This window comes from Candidatus Izemoplasmatales bacterium (genome assembly GCA_041649275.1).
Taxonomy (GTDB): domain Bacteria; phylum Bacillota_I; class Bacilli_A; order Izemoplasmatales; family Hujiaoplasmataceae; genus UBA12489.
On sequence record JBAZNL010000005.1, the window covers coordinates 44,930 to 64,831 of the forward strand.

The following is a 19,902-nucleotide window of genomic DNA, read 5'->3' on the forward strand; positions in this document are numbered from 1 at the left end:
GACCCCCTAGATCGAGTCGACGACCGTCGCGTTGCGGAAGCCGTAGCGGGCGATCGCGCGTTCGACGAACTCGTCGCGGACGACGAGGACGAGGTCGAGTCCCGACGCCGCAAGCGCCGCGATCGCGTCGTCGAATCCGGATCCTGAGAGTTCGAGCTCGCCGATCTCGTCGAAGTAGATCGGGGAGGTGCGGGCGGCGACCATCTCCGTCAGTTCGCGGACGACGCGGTCGTAGGATTCTCTTGCGAAGAGGTACGGACCGATCTCGCAGGCGACCGCGAGGCCTTCGGGTTCGAAGCCGCGGCGATGCACGAGCGGGATCTCGACGCCGGTGGAGAGCCGCCTGGCGTCGTAACCGCGGACGTGCCTGCCGGCGAGCCGCTTGATCATCGCGAAACCGTCGCCTTTTCCGGATTCGGCAAAAAGCGACGTGAGTTTCGTGGTCTTGCAGGAGTCGATGCCTCCCGTGACGATCGTGACCAAGACGGCCACCCCCTTCGGACGGTTAAGAAGAACGCCAAGGCCCGGGGCGATTGGCGTCGGAATCAGGACAGAAGATAGGTCGCGGCGAGCGCGAGCGCGGCCATTCCGGCCGCGAACGCCGGTTTCGCGAACGGGCGCGTCACGGTCTCCGGCAGACGGCCGGCGAGGCGGTCGACGAAGATCCAGACGGCGCCGGAGGCGAGGCCGTTGTAGACGATGAACTCGAAGAGCGTGTCGAAGCCGGCAAGCTGGCCGGACCAGATCCCGAAGCCCCAGTATTCGACGGACAGCGCGAGGATGAAGGCGACGCGCCAGCCGAGCGAGGCGGAGAACTGGAGTTCGATGCGGCGCCATTCCGTTCCCTTCGAAAGCGCCGGAAGGAGCGCCGCCATCACGGCAGCCTCGAGGACGATCGAGAGCATCGGGTTGGCGACCCGGAGCGGATTCATCCCGGGAATCAGGAAGTCGACCGACTTGACGAGCGCGGCCATTGCGCCGACCGCGACGGCGGCGCCGCGGTTTCCGGTCTCCTTGCGGAAGCGGACCAGGATCGCCGCGCCGATCGCCGGCATGACGATGCCGGAGAGGTAGTCGTGGACGAGATGCAGGACGTAGCCGAGGGTGGCTTCGAGCAGACCCCAGAGGGCGCCGTAGGCGACGACCAGGATCGCGATCTTGAGGTTCTTGTTCATGGGTTCCTCCTTATTTCGCCTGACGGGCCTGGAGGCCGCGCCAGATCTTTTCCGGGGTGACGGGGAGTTCGCGGATGCGGACGCCGACGGCGTGATAGATCGCGTTCGCGATCGCCGCCGGCGGGGTGTCGATGCCGATCTCGCCGACCGACTTCGCGCCGAAGGGGCCGGACTCCTCGTAGGAGACCGCGAACTCGGTCGTGAGCTTCGGGATGTCGAGCCGGGTCGGGATCTTGTACTGGAGCAGGTCGTTCGGACTCGTCCGACCGTCCTTGGCGTAGCCCGGCTCCTCGAACATCGCGATGCCGAGGCCCTGGACGATCGCGCCCTCGACCTGGCCCTGCGCCAGCTTCGGGTTGATCGTGGTGCCGCAGTCGACGACGGAGACGTAGTCGATCAGGTCGACCTCGCCCGTCTCGGTATCGACCTCGACGGTCGCGAACCCGGCCATGAAGGGCGGCGGCGACTTGTGGCCGACGAAACTGCCGGTGACGCAGAGCTGCTTCTGCCCTTGGTTGTAATAGAGGCGGTTGGCGAGTTCGCGCAGGGTCGTCCGACCCGATTCGGCGACGAATTTCTCGCCGTCGAAGGCGACCTGGTCGCGGGTCGTGCCGAGGACCTCGGCGGCTTCCGCGACGAGCGCCTCCTTCATCTTCCGGGCCGCGCACAGGACGGCGTTGCCGGAGACATAGGTGGTCGAGGAGGCGTAGGCGCCGGTGTCGAACGGCGTCACGTCGGTGTCCGAGGAGGTCACGACCATGCGGTCGAGGGTGGTGCCGAGTTCCTCGGCGGCGATCTGGGCGAGGACCGTGTCGCTCTTCTGGCCGATGTCGGTCGCGCCGACGAGGAGGTTGTAGAAACCGTCGTCGTTCAGCTTGATCGTGGCCGACGCCATGTCGATCAGGGGGATGCCGCTGCCCTGCATCGCGATCGCCATCCCGACCGCGCGGACGCGGTTGCGGGCGACGATGCGGCGCGGGAAATTGTGCGCCCAGTCGCTGAGCTCGGCGCCGCGGTCGACGCAGAACGGCAGCTTGCAGGTGTCCATCGTCATCGCGGTGCCTTCGGTGCCTTCGCCCATGATCGCGAAGATCGGCGAGGTCTCGCCCTCGCGCATCATGTTCTTCCGGCGGAACGCGAGCGGATCGCACTTCAGTTCGGCGCAGAGCTCGTCGACGGCCGATTCGAGGGCGAAGTTGCCCTGGATCGCGCCGTAGCCGCGGAACGCGCCGGCGGGGGTGTGGTTGGTGTAGGCGACGATCCCGCCGAAGCGGACCGCGTCGACCTTGTTGTAGAGCGGGAGCACCTTCGATCCCGTCACCATGAAGACGGTGAGGGCGTGTTCCCCGTAGGCGCCGGTGTCGGAGAGGACCTGGCAGTCGATCGCCTTCAGGGTCCCGTCCTTCATCGCACCGAGGGTCATCTCGATCCGCATCGGATGCCGCGTGTAGGAGGATTCGAAGACCTCCTTGCGGGTGAAGACCAGCCGGCACGGCCTGCCGGTCCGGATCGCGACGGTCGCGACGGCGAGTTCGGCGGCGATCGCCTGCTTCCCGCCGAAGCCGCCGCCGACGCGCGGCTTGATCACGCGGATGTTGGCGATCGGATAGCCGAGCGCCTGCGAGAGGATCCGACGCACGTGCATCGGCGTCTGCGTCGTCGCGTGGATCACGAGTCGGTTCTGATGGTCGAAGCGGGCGTTGGCGGCGTGCGGTTCCATTGCGACGTGGGCCTGCGCGGTGGTGCGGTAGGTCCGTTTCACGACGACGTCGCACGTCTTGAGGACGGCGTCGACGTCGCCGACGTTCATCTTGTAGGAGGCGGCGATGTTCCGTTTCGGTTCGAAGCCGATCGGGAACATCTCGTGGATCTCCGGTTCCGGATGGAGCACGGAGGGATTGTCGACGGCGGTGTCGAGGTCGAGGACGGGCGTGAGGAGCTCGTACTGGACCTTGATCGCGGCGATCGCGGCTTCGGCAGTCCGGACGTCGGACGCCGCGACGATGGCGACCTCGTCGCCGACGTAGCGGACGTATTCGTCGAGCACGAACTTGTCGTGCGGAGACGGTTCGGGATAGCCCTGTCCGGCGCGGGTGAAGGGGACGCGCGGAAAATCCTTGTGGGTGAGGACGAGTTCGACTCCGGGAATCGCGCGCGCTTCGGTCAGGTCGATCGCGACGATCCGGGCGAAGGGGTGCGGACTCCGCAGGATCTTGACCGCAAGCGACTGCGGAGCGGTGAAGTCGTCGGTGTAGGCCGGGCGGCCCATCATGATCGCCTTTCCGTCAAGCGACGGCAGCGGCTTGTTCACGACGTTCATGGACGTTCCTCCAGATAGCGCCGGATCGCGGCGAGCTGCGACTGGTACCCCGAGCAGCGGCAGAGGTTTCCGACGAGCCATGTGCGGATCTCGTCGTCGGTCGCGTCCGGTTTCGTCGTCTTGAGCGCATACACTGCGAGCGCAAGCGAGGGATTGCAGTAGCCGCACTGGTCGGCGCCCTCCTCGCCGAAATGGCGGGCGAGGCGTTCTGCCTCGGCGGCGATGCCCTCGACGGTAGTCACCTTGCGGCCGTCGGCGCGGATCGACAGGAACGAACAGGACGGCACGGGACGGCCGTCGACGAGAACCGTGCAGACGCCGCATGAGGTGGAGTCGCAGCCGCGGCGGACCGAGAGCCAGCCGGCGTTGCGGAGCGTGTCGAGCAGGTAGTCGCCCGGTTCGACGTCGAACGGGCGGGACAGACCGTTGACTTCAACGCGGATCAGCATCGAAGGTCACCTCCTTCAGGGCGCGGAAGAGATGGTGTTTCGCGAGCATGCGCCGATACTCCTCGGAAGCGCGCCCGTTGGATCCGAAGTCGAGTTCGCCGAGGGCGTCGCCCACGGCCTTCTCGAGGTCGAAGACCGAAACGGGATGGATCTCGTTCAGCCGCTCGGCGGCCGCGGTCGCGAGCCTCGCGACGCCGGGGCGGGCGCCGACGGCGATCAGGTAGAGGCCGTTCACGTTCGTGACGGCGAGGTTGAGGATGGCGAAGTCGAGGCGGGTTCTGGCGATCTTGACGAAAGCGCCGCGGCCGTTGCGCCGCGGGATCGAGACCGCCGTGAGGAGGTCGCGGAAATTCGTCTTCCGCGCGACGTACTCCGCGAGTTTCATCGGTTCGTGCTTCTGGAAGCGGAGCGTGGCGTCCATCGCGAGGAGCGCGGTCAGGAGGTCGGAGAAGGCGTAGCCGCCCATGACGGTGCCCCCGAGGGTGGCGACGTCCTGGACGTTGATCCCCATCACCCGGCGGCAGGTGGTGGAAAGCAGGCCGCCGTACATGCCGGAAAGGACCGGATCCTCGGCGACCGCGGAGAGCGTCGCGAGCGAGCCGATCTCCACCGTACGCTGGTCGGCGACGATCCGATCGAGGCCGAGGCCGTCGAGCAGGACGGCTGTCTGGATCTCCTTCAGGGTCAGCTTGATCCAGGCGCCGCCGCCGATCGGAACGGCGTTCTTGTCGGCGAGCAGGACCTTATAGGCTTCTTCGGCGGAAGCCGGTCTTACGACGTTCTCAATCCGCATCAGGGTGTTCCCCTCCTTCGTTCGTGAGCTTGCGATAGTCGTCGAGCGAGTCGACGTCGATGAGGATGCCGGGATCATCGGTCGGAACGCTCGTGAAGCCTTCCCGGTCGCGGAAACCGCGGAGACCGTCGGGTCCGCGGTAGGCGAGCAGGGGCGTCCTGAGCCGCGCCGCGATGAAGATGGGGTGACCCGTCTTTCGGCGGTAGATCGGGACGCGGATATCGCCGGTCGCGGAAAGGATCTTTGCCACCGTCGACGGTTCGATCAGCGGCATGTCTCCCGGCAGGATCAGGACGTCGCCGGTCGTGGCGCCGACGCCGCAGCGGACCGAGTCGAACATCCCGTTCTCGAAGAGCGGGTTGCGGACGAAGGTCGTCTTCGGGCGCCCGGCGAGGGCCTCGACGATGTCGTCGTGGAAGCGGCCGGTGACGACCACGATCGCGTCGCAGAAGGGCGAAAGGACGTCGACCGCGCGGGCGACGAGCGGCACGCCCCGGTAGGGTAGGGTCATCTTGTTCATGCCGGCGCGGCTCGAAAAGCCGCCGGCGAGGACGATTCCCTGAGCCATCTTCGGCCCCTCCTTCCGTTACAAGCGCTTTCATCCGAAGTGTAAAAAAAATAAGTGCGCGGCGTGACGGGCGGTGTCTCCCGATTTGAACGCTATTATATCACCGACGCATTTATTTTTCTATATCGTTTCGAATATTAACTGATCTTTTCGCGCCGCGCGTGCCGTGTGCACGACCCGGTCAGCGCTCGATCCGCGTTCCCGAACGGCCTTCGATCGCCTCGGCGGCCTTCTCGAGGGCGCAGATCACGGCGACGCGTCCGGCCTTCCCGGCGGCGAAGCGGACCGCCGCCTCGACCTTCGGCAGCATCGATCCCCTGGCGAAGTGCCCCTGGGCGATGAAGTCCTCGGCCTCGGTGATCGAGAGCCGGTCGAGGTCGATCTGGTCCGGCCGACCGTAGTTGAGCGAGACGCGCTCGACCGCGGTGAGGATGAAGAGCATGTCGGCGTCAAGCAGGTCGGCGAGCGTCTGGGAGGCGAAGTCCTTGTCGATGACGGCGGAGACGCCGAGATGGCCGGCGCCGTCCTTCACGACGGGGATCCCGCCGCCGCCGACGGCGACGACGACGTAGCCGGCGTCGACGAGGGTGCGGATCATCGGCAGTTCGACGACCGCGACGGGTTTCGGACTCGGAACGACGCGGCGATAGCCGCGCCCGGCGTCCTCCTTCATGACGTAGCCGCTCTGGGCGGCGAGCCGCTCGGCGGCTTCCTTCGAATAGAAGGCGCCGACCGGCTTGGTCGGATTGCGGAAGGCGGGGTCTGCGGGATCGACCTCGACCTGGGTGACGACGCTCACGGCCCGTTCGGCCATCCCGCGCTCCGCGAGTTCGCGGTTCAAGGCGTTCTGGAGGTGGTAGCCGATGTATCCCTGGCTCATCGCGCCGCATTCCGGAAAAGGCATCGGATGCGAAAGCGCCGAAGCCTTCGCGGCGGTCTCGAAGGCGAGGTTGATCATGCCGACCTGCGGGCCGTTGCCGTGGGTGACGACGACCTGATGGCCGCGCGCCACCAGTTCGGCGATCGGCTTGACGGTGGCCCTGACCAGTTCGGACTGTTCGGCGGCGTGGTTCCCGAGGGCGTTGCCCCCGAGGGCGATGACGATTCTCTTCATGGTTTCTCCCGGCGTCCGCTGACCGCGGAGCGCTCCATTATATCACGTGCGTTACCCGATTACAACCGTTCGATGGGGAACAGAAGCCACATCCGTTCCTTCAGGTACATCTCCTGGATGGCGCCGACGAGATTCCACCCCTGCTCGGCGAAGACGACCCCGAGCGTGTGGCGGTAGACGTCGGCGTAGGTCTCGATCGTCGCCGGAACGCGGACGTAGACGAACCCGGGAACGCGCCAGACGGCGAACCCGAGCGCGTCCATGTACCGGTCCGACTCGACCCCGACCATGTAGCGGCCGTCCTCGCCCCAGGGCTGGAACTCCTGGGCGAGGTCGGTCATCGCGCCCCAGACGTGGATCCGGCCGCGGGCGTCGGGGCGCGCGAGCGTCTCGAGTTTCCCGAAGCCGGCGTTGAATTCCTCCCACAGCGGCGGGATCCATTCGCTGGCTTCCCCGGCCGGCCCCTGGCCGTCGCAGCCGACGAGGAAGAAAGCCTCTTTCACGAACAGGTCGTATGCGCCCATGCATTCCTCCGCGGCTCCATCGCCGCCCGGTCCGTTCCGTCTTGTCCTTGCCTAATGTTCGTTCAGACGCATCGCGCGGCGGACCGCCTCGAAGGCGGTTCGCGAAAGTTCGTAGTCGACGCTCGTGCGCTTGCGTCCGCGCTGGTCGGTCCAGCAGTCCTTGTTCACGGCGAGTTTCCGAAACCCAAGCTTTTCGTAGACGTGCTGGGCGCGGACGTTCTCGATCATCGTGTCGAGCACGATCTTCTCCAGGTCACGCTGGTCGAACAGGTACTCGATCAGGACCACGAGCGCCTGCGGCCCGATGCCCATGCCGTGGTATGAGAAGTCGCAGATCTTGACGCCGATCTCGGCGACCTTCGCCTCGATCCGGTAGTTCATCTCGCCGATCGGCACGCCGCCGAATTCGATCATGAGGCGCCTCCTGAGAGGTTGGATCAGGGCCGACTCGGCGCGAAGTTCGGCGGCGAGTTCGAGCGGATCCTTGCGGATTCCGTCGGGATAGCCGGCGTGTTCCATGACCTTGCCGTTGGCCCACCAGGAGGAAAGCAGATGGGCGTCCATTTCATTCGCGTCGCGGACGACCACGACGCCGCTTCTCAGCCGCATAGGGGGATTCCTCCTTCCGGACGCGCGGATCGGGGGATGCGGGCGCGTCGAATGATGGTAGAATAGGACGAGGGGGCGAGATCGATGAGGTCGTTTGAGGACATCAAGGATCGGATCGAAAGCGACGGGTGGAAGCCGGAAAGCATCGGCACGCTGTCCGAGCAGACCGCCCACCGCGCCATCAAGTACTGGATCAGCCCCGACCCGACGACCCACGAGGTCCGCCTCGGGGGACGGATCGCGGACGTCTTCGCGGACGGTCGCGTCTACGAGGTCCAGACGCGGTCGTTCTTCTCGATCAGAACCAAGGTCGAGGCCCTCCTCCGGGAGTACCCGGTGACGGTCGTCTATCCCGTCGTCCGCCGCCGAACGATCCATACGATCGGCGCCGACGGCGTCCTCGGGAAGGGGCGGATCTCGCCGAAGCGGCACGATCCGTCGCGGATCCTCGCGGAACTGCACGGATTCGCCGGCCTCGTCGGACATCCCGGTCTCGACTTCATGACGGTCGCCTTCGACGCCGCCGAATATCGCGTCGCATCGAATCGGGACGCGCGGTCTCCGCGCGGCCGGGTCGACCTCTATCCGCGGGGGATCCCGGAGGTCGGTCGATACGCGGGTCCCGCGGACTTCGCGGCGCTGTTGCCGCCCCTTCCGGATCCGTTCACGGTCAAGGACCTCGGGAAGGCGCTTCGGATGAGCGTGACCGACGCCGGCAGGACCGCCCTCTTCCTTCGGGAGGCGGGGATCGCCGAACTGGTCGGCAGGCAGGGCAGGGCATTTTTATACCGTATCGTCGCCGTCACTTTGTGACGGTGACTTTTTTCAATCCGCGGGGGGCGTCGGGATTCTGCCGCCGCGCGGCCGACAGCCGGCAGGCGAACAGTTGCACCGCCGCCGCGAGCGCGAAGGGCGCGACCGTCTCCGGAGCCCTTGGAAGCAGGACGCGGTCGTCGAGGCAAAATCCGGGATCGTCGGTGAAGACCAGGACGCGGGCGCCGAGCGCACGCAGATCGCGAAGCATCGCGTCAGCGTCCGGCATCGTGACGCCGGAAGGCGCGAGCAGGATGAAGACGGCGTCCTTTTCGGCGAGCGCGAAGGGACCGTGGCGGAAGTCGGGAAGCGAGTAGGAATGGGCGAGCACATAGCACGACTCCTGGAGCTTGAGGGCGAGTTCGTGGGCGATCGCGAGATGGTAGCCGCGCGCCAGGACGAAACAGGACCGCATGTCCGCGAGGCCTTGCGCGAAGGCGTCGATCGGGGCGGTCTGCGCGAGCGTCCGGGCAAAGAGGGCGGGGGCCGTCGCGAGCTCCTCCTCGAGGACGTGATCGTCCGCGAGGATCGCGGTCAGGATTCCGAGCGCAAGCAGTTCGGCGGTGAAGGTCTTGGTCGCGGCGACGCTTTCCTCGACGCCGACGGCGAGGTCGACCGCATATCCCGCGGCGCGGGCGACGGGCGATCCAGGAACGTTCGTGAGCGCGATCGTGACGGCGCCCTGGCGGGTCGCGGCGGACAGGACGGCGGCGACATCCTCCGCCTGACCGGACTGGCTCGCGCCGACGACGAGTTTGTCGGCGAAGTCGGGTTCGCGGCCGTAGAGGGTCGTCGCCGACGGGGCGGCGAAGGCGACGGGAAGTCCGGCGCGGGTCTCGATCAGGTACTTGAAGTAGACGCCGGCGTTGTCGGAGGATCCGCGTCCGGCGAAGACGACGGCGCGGACGCCGCGGCGGCGAACCTCGGCGGCGGCGGGGGCGAGGGCGGCGCGGTACGCCGCGAAGGCGCGTCTCAGCCTGTCCGGGGTTTCCTCGATTTCCAGTTCCATGCGGGTTTTCATCGGAGTCCACCTCGGGCGCATCTGCATATCTTTATTGTATCTTCAAGGGCGCCGGAAATCAACAACACCGGCGCGACGAACCGCCGTCGACCGTCGATTTTCGCATCCTCGGACGGCGAAACGTGGTACAATGGTGTCAAAATGCGGATCGCCGCGGCGATCCTTTCCGGGAGGCTTCCATGTTCTCGACCCTGCATCTTCTCATCCTCGCCATCTGTGCCGTCATGATCGTCGCCGTCGTCGTCTATTCCGTGAAGAAGCGCGTACCCGTCCGGTCGATGCTCACGTTCATGGTCGGCGTCACGATCTACGGCGAACTGATGAAGGTGTTCTCCCGGATCGACGTCGCCGGCGGCGCAGCGCTTCTCTCCGTCGAATTCTTGCCTCTCCATCTCTGCTCGATCCAGATCTTCGCGATCTGGTATCTGCGCTTCTTCAACAAATCCGCCGAACGCGAGAAGACGCTTCTCGCCTTCATGTACCCGACGATGCTCGTGGGCGGCCTCGCCGCCCTCCTGATCGCGACCGTCAATCCGATCTCCTTCGCCAATCCCGAGATCTTCGAGTACTTCGTCTATCACGCGATGGTCGTCGCCTTCGGCCTCTACATCGCGCTTTCGAAGCAGGTCGATTTCACCTGGCGCCGGCTTGGCAAGACGATGGTCCTGCTTCTGATCCTGTTCTTCTTCTCGATCTACACGAACTCGATGTTCTCCACCGGCGGCGTCGCCACGAACTTTTTCTATTCCGCCCAGCCGCCGATGCCGGGCCTGCCCTATCTGAACTTCTCCTTTTTCGGACGGACCCTCGCAGACGAGAAGCTCGGCTGGATCTGGTATCTCGCGAAGATGTGCTTCCTCGGACTCGTCGCGATGCTCGCCTGCTACGCGCCGTTTCTGATTCGTCGAGGAACGACGAGACGGACGAACGCCTGAACCTCCTTGAAGATGATAAAAAAACGTCGGACGCATCCGACGTTTTTTTCGTCATTGGGAGTCGCTTGCGAGCGGCGGTTCGACCTTGTCCCGCCGGAGCATGAACCAAAGCGGCACGAGGGTGAGGACGCAGACGATCGCGGCGGCGAGGAAGATCGCCGGTGTCGGGAGGTCCTTGACGACGCCGAACTCGACGAAGGTCTCGCCGTTCCCGCGGATCACGCTCGAACCGATGAACGGCCCGACGATCATCGGGATCAGAACGAAGAAGATCATGCGAATTCCCTGAAACCGCCCGGCCTTCCCGAGCGGGGTGCGGTCGCGCATCTTCGCGTTCAGGACGCCGGTGAAGACGAGGTTTCCCGACATCATCACGAACCCGGCGATCCCGACGAAGAGCGGGTCGCGGGCGATCCAGAGCAGGACGAGACCGACCGCCATGACCGAAAGCGAAGGAAGGAAGTAGCGGTTGATCGTCGCGGCCGACACCTTCCGCGTGACGAGGATGCCCGCGATCGAGGCCGCCAGAATCACCGCGCCGAGGAGGATCGCATAGGCCTCGACGTCGAGATATTCGACGATGTAGATGATGAAGTAGGGCATGTAGACCTGGCCGGCGGTCGTGAAGACCGCGAGCGTCAGAAGGATCAGGTAGAGGGTCGGATTGGCCTTCACCGTCGACGGCAGGAAGCCGTGCGCGACGGTGCGCCAGTAGTGGCCTTCCGACGGTTTCGCCCGGTCTTCCCTGATCAGGAAGAAGCCGGCCACGCCGCCGGCGGAGACGAGACCGCCGAGGACGAGGAAGAACGTCGACCAGTCGCCGGACGCGGCGAAGCCGTCGAATCCGCCGAAGATCAGGAGGAGGGCCGTGAGCGGCAGGATCGCGAGGATCCCGTCGACCTTCCCGCGGACGTCGGGGGTCGTGACGTCGGTGACCCAGGCGTTGAAGGCGCCGTCGTTCGCGGTCGACCCGAAGAAGGTCATCACGCAGTCCATCGCGATCACGACCGCAGCCGCGATCAGGGTCGCGTCGCCGTTCGGGAAGAGTTCCGCGGCGGCGTCGGTCGAGATGAAGGCGAAGGCCATCGTCGACAGACCCCAGAGGACGTAGCCGAAGGAGATGAAGGCCTTGCGACGGCCGACGCGGTCGGAGAGCGCGCCCATCACGATCGTCGTGAGGGTCGCGGTCGCGGCGCTCGCCGCCACCATCCAGGCGATGTGGCGCGCGTCGCCGGAGATCGTGTCGTACAGGAACTTGTTGAAATACATGTTCTCGATGACCCATGCGATCTGACCGAACAGGCCGAACAGCAGAAGGGTCGACCAGATGCGGACGCCGAGCTTGTTCTTCTTCATCGTGATTCCTCCAGGGTTGCGAAATGGGTGTAGCGCAGGGGCGAAAGACCGTAGGGATGGAGCGACAGGGGTTCGCGGGTACCGTCAGGGGCGACGCCGGCGACCGTCAGGACGGCGTCGGAGTCGTGGAACCCCGTGCCCGCGGTCGCCTCGAACGAGACCACGACGGCCTCGCCGCCTCGGGTTGAAAGCGAGTGGCGGATGCGCGAAGCGGGCACGAAGGCGCGATCGTGGAAGGGCGGCGTCCCGCCGAGTCGGACCTCGCGGGCCTCGAGGCGTTCGCAGAAGAGGAGCGGTCCGCGGAAGACGCTTCGGGTCCCGTCGGGATTCGTGAGGGTCCGGACGGCGAAGTCGAAGCGGACGGAAAACGCGTCGCCGGTCTTCATGCCGTCCGAGAGCGCGAGGACTTCTCCTTCGAAGGGGGTCCCGTCGACGGTCGCGGCGGCGCCGAACGGGCGTCTGAGACGAAGTGAAAGAGGCATCCCCGAAACCGTTTCGACGCGGATCCGGACAACGTCCTCGAACGGGTAGCCGGACTCGACGACAACCGTCGCCGAACCGGTCGGCGCGACGAGTCGGTAGGTGCCTGCCAGAATCAGGAACAGCGTCGCCCCGGCCTCGTCGAGCAGCATCGCGGTCGCCGCCGCCTTGGGGAACCCCTGATGCATGTTGGCGGCGCAGCAGCCGTAGTTCGGGGCGACGCCGAAGATCGTCGAGCGCGGCCCGGAATCGTAGAAGCGGCGCCGTTTCACGGTCGCCTCGGGCTGATCCGTCTGCTGCAGGTACTGGTGTGCGCAGAGGTCTTCCGTGAGGGTCGCCGGAAGCGTGTTCCAGAGAAGCCGCTCGAGCCGGTCGGCGACCGTGACGTCGCTCGTGAGCGCAAGCGTTTCGCCGAGCGAATGCATCAGTTCGACGACCGCGCACAGCTCGATCCCGCGGTCGGGACCGGGACCGTCGAGATGCTCGTCGGAGGAAAACGCGCCGGCGGCGGTCCCATGCCTCGTGGCGATCGCGTCGAGCGCCGAAAGGGCCGGTTCGGCGGACGGCTCGCCGGCAAGGAAGGACTCGTAGACGGGATACTTCACGGCCATCGCGAGGTTGACGCCATGGGTCGTCAGATAGAGCACGTTTCCCTTCTTCGCGTTGTCGCGCCGGATCGCCGCCGCGCTCCGCCGGTCGGGACGGGGATGACGCTTGGCGATGCCGTCGAGCAGGGCGAGGATCGGCCTGACGGCCAGGAAGAGGGTGCGGTTCAAATACCTGCCGGTCGGTTCCGGATAGGGAAACGACCGGAAGAACGCCGCCCACGGGTAGGTGAGCCGGGACAGCGTCCGGAGCAGTTCGAGATGACGGGGATCCCCGGTCGCCTTCGCGACGAAGAGGATCGCCGGAAACGCTTCGAGACCGCGCGCGTACCCCCAGAACGCCGGGGGACGGGATTCGATATGGTCGACCATGTGGTCGCAGAAACGGACGAGGAACCTCCGCGCCCGTGCCGAATCCGTCGCCTCGGCGTATTGGACGACCGCCTTGAGGGCGACGAAGCGCGGCCACCAGTCGTCGTTCACCGCAGGCCCGAAGAAGCCGTCCGGACGCTGCGAGCCGAGGATCGCGCCGATCCATTCCTCCATCTTCGCCGACAGCGACGGATCGCGGGTCAGAAACGCCAGAGGCACGAGTCCGTCGAGGTAGTAGGGTCCGCGTTCCCAGCTCTCGCCCGATCCGCCAAGCCAGGCGGAGTCGGGTCCGACGTCGGGGAACACGTCGGACAGATGTCCCGTCAGACCCGCCGCCTGCTTCAAAAGCAGGTCGCCGATCATTCCGGCGGGATCGATGGCGGTCAGGGGGAGACGCCTGTAGCGGGAATCAAACATGGAGCGTCGACTCCTTTCTCGCATGGACGGCGCCGAGCGCGAGCAGCGCAAGCGACGCAGCGTAGAACAGCCACGCGAAGTTGAACGAGGATTCCCCGAGGATCGCAAGGATCGATCCCGGTTCGAGGACGAAGTATCCTTCCGAAGTTCCGACCGAGAGCAGGATGAAGAAGTCGCAGAGGATCAGGAAGACGATCCCGGTGAAGGCGAACGGATCGCGGCGGCGCGCCCGGAACGCGACGACCGCGTTGAAAAGCAGGAAGGAGGCGTAGAACGGCGTCAACAGGGAGAGCGCGTCGACCGGCATCGACAGCGCCAGCGGCACGGCCGTCAGCGCGATCCCGAGGGCGATGCGCGCCGGCAACGTCGTTCTGGTCGACAGCGACGCCAGCCGGTCGAGACGGGCCGCGTGACAGGACTGGGAAACGAGGAAGCAGGCCAGCGCGGGTATCCTGAACGGGCCGACGGCGACCAGGAGGAAGTCCGCGACCGCCGTCAGGAAGAGACCGAAGACCGCGAGCAGACGGTCGACGTCGACGCCCCTTCGGAGAAGCGGATAGGAAAGCGCCGAGAGCACGGACAGGTATTGGAACAGGCGCGTCCAGACGCCTTCGGTGAACCATAAAAAAGCGACGGCCAATGCCGTCTGGATCGCGATGAAGGTCAGAGGAGCGGACAGCCTCTTCATGCCCTGGAACACCTCCGGGGGGGTGCGGGTCAGTCGTTGTCGCCGGCGGCTCCGGAGCGGGCGTCGGGATCGATGAGCGCCATGAAGGCGCGGTTGCGTGAAAGGGCGGCGAAGACCGGAACGCCGGCGAAGGTGACGACGACGAGTTCGCCAAAGGCGACGGTGATCGCGGTGTAGAGGAACGGCAGGCCGAGTGCGAGATGGAGCTCAATCCCGACGAGCAGACCGTTCGCGAAGACGGGAAAGAGCGAGGCGACTCCGAGCGCGATCCAGTCCCGTCCGAAGAAGCGGCGGTGGCGACCGACGAGGGCGATGCCGGTGACGGCGAGGATCGTGCCAACCGTGCCGAAGGTGACGTCGAAAAGCATCGTCGGGCTCGCCAGATTGGCGATGGCGCAGCCGATCACGAGCGGAATCGCATAGTCCTTCCGGAAGAAGACGAGCAGCACGAGCAGTTCGGCGATGCGGAACTGGATGTCGCCGTAGGAGATGAAGCTGAAGGCGAGCGTGAGGCCGACGTAGGCGGCCGCGACGAGACCGAGTTTGGTGATCTTGGCGATGGACATGGCGGTTCTCCTTGTTTTTTTGAAGGGATGGTTAGGGCAAGGAACATCCCGGGGGGATCAGGACGTGCGGTGGTTCCACACGACGGGACGGTTGTCGGAATTCCAGAGCGAATCCCAGGTCGACGGCTGACGTGCCGCCACGCAGTAGATCGTGAGCGCGTCGCAATCGACGAACGCATCCTCCGACACGACCGTGACGCTGGCGGGAATCACGATCGCCGACAGCGCGATGCACCGGTAGAAACTCTGGTGGCCGATCGTCTTGAGCGAAGCCGGCAGCACGATCGAGGATAGCGCGGTACATCCGGAGAAGGCGTACATCCCGATGTCCGTGAGCCGGACGGGCATGATCACCGCGGTCAGCGCGACGCAGTTGCGGAAGGCCTTGGTTCCGATCGCGAGCATGAGCGAATCGTCCTCGAAGACGACCGCGGCGAGCGCGCGGCAGTTCTCGAAGGCGCTGTCCTGGATTCCCTTGAGGCGTTTCGGCAGATAGATCTCCGCGAGCGAGACGCAGCCGTTGAAGGTGAAGCTCGAGATGATGTCGAGGAAGGACGAGAGCGTGACCGTCTCGAGCGCGGCACACCCCGAAAAGGCGCCGGTACCGAGCTTGCTCAGTTTCGTCGGGGCGAGATCGGCTGCGACGAGCGACACGCAGTCGCGGAAGACCTCGAGGCCGATCTCGACGAGTTCGGCCGGAAAAGTCACGGACACGAGGTTGTCGCAGCCGTAGAATGCGTAGCCGTAGATGCGAAGGACCGCATCGGGAATGACGATCGCGGTCAGCTGGTCCTGGTCGCGGAAGGCGTCGAACCCGATGTAGGAGGTGTTCACCTCCAGGGCGATCGTCTCCCCCGGAGCGATCGTTCCGCGATATTCGAGGAAATAGTCGCCGATGTAGTTGTAGCCGTCGGGCAGCGACGCATACCAGGGCGTTCCCTCGAAGGCGTTCTGGCCGACGTAGCGGGTGTTCGCCGAGAAGGCGATCGTCGACAGCGCGGTGCAGTCCGCGAAGGCGCTGGCGCCGATGGCGGCCTTGGTGAGCGTCAGGTCGATCGACGTCAGTCCGGTGCAATGCGCGAACGCGAAGTTCCCGATCGACGACAGGATCTTCGGGAACGCGACCGTCGTGAGCGACGTGCAGCGTCCGAAGGCGAGCTGCTCGATCGTGGCGAGCCCCTCCGGAAACGCGATCTGCGACAGCGACGTGCAGCCTTGGAAAGCCTGTTCGCCGATGATCGAAAGGAAGGCGGGCAGGGTCACCGAGACGAGCGCGGCGTCGTTCATGAACACCGACTCGGCGATCGTCGTGACGTTGATCTCGTCGATCGAATCGACGATCACCGCCGCGGTCGACGAACGGTCCCACTGGATGACGGTGTAGTAGAGTCCGCTCTCGCTCAGTTCATAGGTGACGCCGTCGATCGTCGAAATCCGCGAGCGGGTCGAGGCCGTGGTATTCTCGGTGCATCCGACGAGCTGGAGCGCGAGCAGAAGCGGAATGAGGACGCGGAGCAGTCTTTTCATCATCGACGGTTCACCTGTCGCGCGGCGCCTTTGAGGCGGCGTTTCGCCGACATCTGCTATCATAGCATGATTTTGCCATTCCATCAATCGGTCGCCGCGATCTTGCGTGAACAATCGCTTGCGTTTCGTTTCGATGGGATCGCGTTCAGCGCTTGATTCCCTTGATCTTGAAATAATGGAGGAACTCAGTGCGGTACATCCGCTTCCAGCCGGCGCCGTCCGCCTTCGTGCGGGCGCACGGCATGAACGAAAGGTATCCGGGCTGGTTTTCGTCATAGTACCCCGGATCGGGCTCGCCGAAATAGTGCGGCTTCTCCATCGCATTGTCGTTGAAAAGCCCGATCAGCGGGAACTCCCAGCAGAGTTCCGGCTTCACCTTCCACGGATGGCAGTCGTTTTCGGTCGCGGCCTTCTGGAGCGAGCATTCGCCCGAGGGGAGCGCGAAACAGCACTTGGTGTGCGTGAAATGCTTCGGAAAATCGGACCTGTTGAAAACATACGGAACGCGGACGGTGCGTTTTCCATGGAACAGGAAGCCCCATTCGCCCTCCTCGAGGAAAGTCTCCGGAACATGAGTGAAATAGGAAGGGTGCTCCTTCATGAAGGCGCGGATCCGCTCTTCCTCCGGACTCGTGACGTAGACGCCGTCGTAGCAGCATCGGCCGTCGCAGCGGGCACAGTCCATGGTCGACATCCGCGGTTCGTCGGGCAGATCGGGAAAGATGGTCGCGTCTTCGGCCGCGATCGCCGACAGAATCGGGTCGACATGGATTTTGACCCACGCTTCGGCCTCGGGGGATGCCGTCCGATGTAGGGCTCCGGCGACGAGTTCCGGCGCACCGTCGACGCCGTCGACGAGCGCCAAAAGCCGCTCGAGACGGTGACCGTCCGCGGATTCGCCGCTCAGGATCGATGCGGACAGCGCGAGCGTCGCCAAGGCGGGTCGACGGTTTTCGTCGATCTCCTCGTCGAATTCGCCGATCGGTTTTCCGACGATTGCGCAGGCGGCGCAGAAAAACGCCGACGCGAGGGCGGATAGGTCATCCCAGCCATGCGCCGAAGCGGCGCGGGAGAGATTGGAAAGACGCATCGAAGAACCGTGGTCTCCAAAACGGGCGAGCGCCAGTTCCCGCCATATCCGTCCATAGAGAAGAAGACGTTCGAATCCCGCTTCGCGCGCCTTCGACAAACCATCCTCATATCCCTGAAACGCATCCGAAAGGCGGGCGCGGATCTGATCGAGATTGGCCATCGCGATCGTACCCGAAGCCGTCGATGAGAGGACGGTCCGCTCGCGGTCCGCGATCACGGAGGCCTCCCCGATGCGGCCGAGCCCGACGCACGCCGACAGAACCACGGCCGGATCCGGATGCCCGAGCAGGTCCCGATGCCGTCCGGCGTTGAACATCTCGCAAATCTGAACGGATCCGAATGCGTCCCTCATCTCGTCCTTCTCCTCCGGTGCGGTCTTACCGCGCTCCTGAACCATTATACCAAATCGCACCCCCGGCGACAACCGTCGGCATGCGGATGACGTCCGTTGCGATTGCCGGTTGTGTACGCCGGCCGGATGGTATAGAATTAGAATGAACACCCCCTCCATGAAATCTGGGAGAAAGGACCCATCCATGTCCGAACTCGAAAGTTACCTGAAGCAGCGCCTGCACGCATTCAACCCTTATCACGCCGACCGCGGGATGACCTATGAGGACGGTCTGCTTCTGATCGTCGCGAACGGATACCGCAGGATGACGGGCGACGCCGAATGCCTCGCCTTCCTCCGCGGCTACCTCGAGGGCCACATCGCCCCCGACGGCACGATCCGCCACTACGGCCCCACGGAGTTCAACATCGACAACATCCTTGCCGGAAACGTCCTCTTCGACATGGCCGACCTCACCGGCGATTCCCGGTACGGCCGTGCGGCCGACGCCTTGCGCGATCAGCTCGAACGCCATCCCCGGACGCGGTCGGGCAATTTCTGGCACAAGCGGTGCTATCCCGACCAGATCTGGCTCGACGGGCTCTACATGGGACAGCCGTTCCGCACCATGTATGCGTTGCGACACGACGAGCAGGACGTGCTCGACGACGTCGTCCGTCAGGTCAAGACGGTCCGTCGACTGCTCTGGGACGATGCCCGCAAACTGTACGTTCACGCGTGCGACGAGGAGCGTCGGATGCCTGTCACGTACGCCGAAAACCCCGAACCCGGACTGCCGGCGATGATGTCGCACCTCGAACCGATGCGGAAGGCCGGCTGGTTCTTCCGGTACGTCGACCGCGTCGTATTCGATGACGTCGTCCTCGCGGGCGCCGAGGGTCCCGCAACGACCCTGATCGACGTCGCCGACGCTTCCGGCGTCCCGACCCGTTGACAAAATCCGCTTCACCGTCTATGATGGGGTCAAGCCCCGTTCCGTCCGCTCATGCGGACGGTTTCCCAGGAGGAACGTCATGTCCAAGCAAGCCATCCTAGAAAAGATCGTGTCCGGCGGCGTCGTCGCCGTCGTCCGCGCCCAGTCGGAGGACCAGGCCGTCCGGATCGCCGAAGCCTGCGTCCAAGGCGGCATCGCCGCCATCGAGATCACCTTCACCGTCCCCGGCGCGCCCGCGGTCATCGCCGCGCTCTCCGCCCGCTTTTCCGCCGCGCCGCTTCTGATCGGCGCCGGCACCGTGCTCGACGCGACCGCCGCCGATGCGGCGATCGCCGCCGGCGCCCGCTTCCTCGTCGGACCGAACTTCGCGCCCGAAGTGGCCCTCAGGGCCGCGGCAGCGGACGTCCCCTACCTCCCCGGCACGCTCACGCCGACGGAGATGGCCGCCGCAATCGCGGCCGGCTGCACCCACCTCAAGCTCTTTCCCGGATCCGCCTTCGGACCTTCCTACGTGAAGGCCGTCAAGGGGCCCTTCCCCCATGTCGAGATCATGCCCACCGGCGGCGTCTCGCTCGAGAACGTCGGCGAATGGATCAAGGCCGGCGTCTTCGCCGTCGGCGTCGGTTCCGAACTCACCGGTCCGGCGAAGACGGGCGACTACGCGGGCGTCGAACGTCTCGCGCGCGAATTCGTCACGGCCGTGAGGGACGCCCGCGGAGGCAGACCGTGACCGTCGACCATGTCGGTCGGATCGGCGCCTATGCGCCGCTTCTGCCGGCGCTCGCCGCGATCGCGGCGTTCGTCGAAATCTCCGATCTGTCCGCCCTGCCCCCCGGACGCCATCCGCTTCCCGACGGAATCGTCCTGATCCGCGAGGACTACCTGACGCGACCTTTCGCCGAATGCACCCTCGAAGGCCACCGCCGCCACGCCGACCTCCAGCTCGTGCTCTCGGGCGAGGAAGCCATCGGCTGGCTCCCGATCGCCGGAGCGGGATTCGTGATGGCGGTCCCCTACGACGCCGAGAAGGACGTCGAGAAGTACCGCGCCGCCGACGTCGTCCGCGTCGGCCTGCCCGCGGGAACCTTCGCGCTCGTGTTCCCCGCGGACCTGCACATGCCCAAACTGTCGTTGGCAACGCCGACCGCCGTCCAGAAGGCGGTCTTCAAGATACCGCTCCGGGAGGAATGAC

At 65.4% G+C, this 19,902-nt stretch carries 21 protein-coding genes; 5 read left to right on the top strand and 16 right to left on the bottom strand.

Features of this window, described 5'->3' with window-relative positions; genetic code table 11:
- Window positions 1–6: 6 nt before the first annotated feature.
- From WC509_04810 to WC509_04850, 9 genes are all read right to left on the bottom strand, one after another.
- Window positions 7–483: a nucleoside-triphosphatase gene (locus WC509_04810; GenBank protein MFA5006763.1), complete on the bottom strand. Its 477-nt coding sequence runs from the start codon at window positions 481–483 to the stop codon at window positions 7–9.
- A gap of 62 nt (window positions 484–545) precedes the next feature.
- A complete protein-coding gene (locus WC509_04815; protein MFA5006764.1) occupies window positions 546–1,175 on the bottom strand; it encodes a hypothetical protein in 630 nt (209 codons plus the stop codon).
- Between the two features lie 10 nt (window positions 1,176–1,185).
- Window positions 1,186–3,495 carry a molybdopterin cofactor-binding domain-containing protein gene (locus WC509_04820; GenBank protein ID MFA5006765.1) on the bottom strand — a complete coding sequence of 770 codons (2,310 nt, stop codon included), beginning with the start codon at window positions 3,493–3,495 and terminating at the stop codon, window positions 1,186–1,188.
- Window positions 3,492–3,944: a 2Fe-2S iron-sulfur cluster-binding protein gene (locus WC509_04825; protein MFA5006766.1), complete on the bottom strand. Its 453-nt coding sequence runs from the start codon at window positions 3,942–3,944 to the stop codon at window positions 3,492–3,494. Before WC509_04825 ends, WC509_04820 begins: the two co-directional genes overlap by 4 nt.
- Entirely contained in the window at window positions 3,928–4,737 is an 810-nt protein-coding gene (locus WC509_04830; GenBank protein ID MFA5006767.1) for an FAD binding domain-containing protein, read from the bottom strand. Before WC509_04830 ends, WC509_04825 begins: the two co-directional genes overlap by 17 nt.
- Window positions 4,727–5,305 carry a nucleotidyltransferase family protein gene (locus WC509_04835; GenBank protein ID MFA5006768.1) on the bottom strand — a complete coding sequence of 193 codons (579 nt, stop codon included), beginning with the start codon at window positions 5,303–5,305 and terminating at the stop codon, window positions 4,727–4,729. Before WC509_04835 ends, WC509_04830 begins: the two co-directional genes overlap by 11 nt.
- A gap of 181 nt (window positions 5,306–5,486) precedes the next feature.
- Window positions 5,487–6,419: a carbamate kinase gene (gene arcC, locus WC509_04840; GenBank protein MFA5006769.1), complete on the bottom strand. Its 933-nt coding sequence runs from the start codon at window positions 6,417–6,419 to the stop codon at window positions 5,487–5,489.
- A gap of 59 nt (window positions 6,420–6,478) precedes the next feature.
- On the bottom strand, window positions 6,479–6,943 hold the full coding sequence (locus WC509_04845; protein MFA5006770.1) for a hypothetical protein: 465 nt from the start codon (window positions 6,941–6,943) through the stop codon (window positions 6,479–6,481).
- A gap of 51 nt (window positions 6,944–6,994) precedes the next feature.
- Window positions 6,995–7,552 carry a GNAT family protein gene (locus WC509_04850; protein ID MFA5006771.1) on the bottom strand — a complete coding sequence of 186 codons (558 nt, stop codon included), beginning with the start codon at window positions 7,550–7,552 and terminating at the stop codon, window positions 6,995–6,997.
- Between the two features lie 84 nt (window positions 7,553–7,636).
- Here WC509_04850 and WC509_04855 point away from each other — a divergent pair, with 84 nt between their 5' ends.
- On the top strand, window positions 7,637–8,365 hold the full coding sequence (locus WC509_04855; protein MFA5006772.1) for a hypothetical protein: 729 nt from the start codon (window positions 7,637–7,639) through the stop codon (window positions 8,363–8,365).
- Here the strand turns inward: WC509_04855 and WC509_04860 are convergent.
- The gene (locus WC509_04860; GenBank protein MFA5006773.1) at window positions 8,355–9,386 is read right to left on the bottom strand and encodes an SIS domain-containing protein; all 1,032 of its coding nucleotides are present in this window, start codon (window positions 9,384–9,386) and stop codon (window positions 8,355–8,357) included. The two genes, WC509_04855 and WC509_04860, sit on opposite strands and share 11 nt — an antisense overlap.
- A 179-nt stretch (window positions 9,387–9,565) precedes the next feature.
- On the opposite strand from WC509_04860, the gene WC509_04865 reads away from it, so the two are divergent.
- The gene (locus WC509_04865; protein ID MFA5006774.1) at window positions 9,566–10,321 is read left to right on the top strand and encodes a hypothetical protein; all 756 of its coding nucleotides are present in this window, start codon (window positions 9,566–9,568) and stop codon (window positions 10,319–10,321) included.
- A gap of 51 nt (window positions 10,322–10,372) precedes the next feature.
- Here WC509_04865 and WC509_04870 read toward each other — a convergent pair whose 3' ends face one another.
- The 6 genes from WC509_04870 to WC509_04895 all read right to left on the bottom strand — a co-directional run bounded on the left by WC509_04870 (window position 10,373) and on the right by WC509_04895 (window position 17,776).
- Window positions 10,373–11,677, bottom strand: a complete 1,305-nt coding sequence (locus tag WC509_04870; GenBank protein MFA5006775.1) for an MFS transporter — start codon at window positions 11,675–11,677, stop codon at window positions 10,373–10,375.
- Window positions 11,674–13,551, bottom strand: coding sequence for a beta-L-arabinofuranosidase domain-containing protein (locus WC509_04875; GenBank protein MFA5006776.1), 1,878 nt, complete (start codon window positions 13,549–13,551; stop codon window positions 11,674–11,676). Before WC509_04875 ends, WC509_04870 begins: the two co-directional genes overlap by 4 nt.
- Entirely contained in the window at window positions 13,544–14,239 is a 696-nt protein-coding gene (locus WC509_04880; protein MFA5006777.1) for a hypothetical protein, read from the bottom strand. Before WC509_04880 ends, WC509_04875 begins: the two co-directional genes overlap by 8 nt.
- A gap of 29 nt (window positions 14,240–14,268) precedes the next feature.
- Window positions 14,269–14,805 carry a QueT transporter family protein gene (locus WC509_04885; protein MFA5006778.1) on the bottom strand — a complete coding sequence of 179 codons (537 nt, stop codon included), beginning with the start codon at window positions 14,803–14,805 and terminating at the stop codon, window positions 14,269–14,271.
- Window positions 14,806–14,862: 57 nt separating this feature from the next.
- Entirely contained in the window at window positions 14,863–16,332 is a 1,470-nt protein-coding gene (locus tag WC509_04890; protein ID MFA5006779.1) for a leucine-rich repeat domain-containing protein, read from the bottom strand.
- 145 nt (window positions 16,333–16,477) lie between these two features.
- Complete coding sequence (locus tag WC509_04895) at window positions 16,478–17,776, bottom strand: hypothetical protein (GenBank protein MFA5006780.1); 1,299 nt, start codon at window positions 17,774–17,776, stop codon at window positions 16,478–16,480.
- Between the two features lie 184 nt (window positions 17,777–17,960).
- Here WC509_04895 and WC509_04900 point away from each other — a divergent pair, with 184 nt between their 5' ends.
- The 3 genes from WC509_04900 (at window position 17,961) to WC509_04910 (ending at window position 19,901) form a co-directional block, all read left to right on the top strand.
- Window positions 17,961–18,710, top strand: coding sequence for a glycoside hydrolase family 88 protein (locus tag WC509_04900; GenBank protein ID MFA5006781.1), 750 nt, complete (start codon window positions 17,961–17,963; stop codon window positions 18,708–18,710).
- A gap of 79 nt (window positions 18,711–18,789) precedes the next feature.
- A complete protein-coding gene (locus tag WC509_04905; GenBank protein MFA5006782.1) occupies window positions 18,790–19,440 on the top strand; it encodes a bifunctional 2-keto-4-hydroxyglutarate aldolase/2-keto-3-deoxy-6-phosphogluconate aldolase in 651 nt (216 codons plus the stop codon).
- Entirely contained in the window at window positions 19,437–19,901 is a 465-nt protein-coding gene (locus tag WC509_04910) for a YhcH/YjgK/YiaL family protein (protein MFA5006783.1), read from the top strand. Before WC509_04905 ends, WC509_04910 begins: the two co-directional genes overlap by 4 nt.
- Window position 19,902 lies beyond the last annotated feature (1 nt).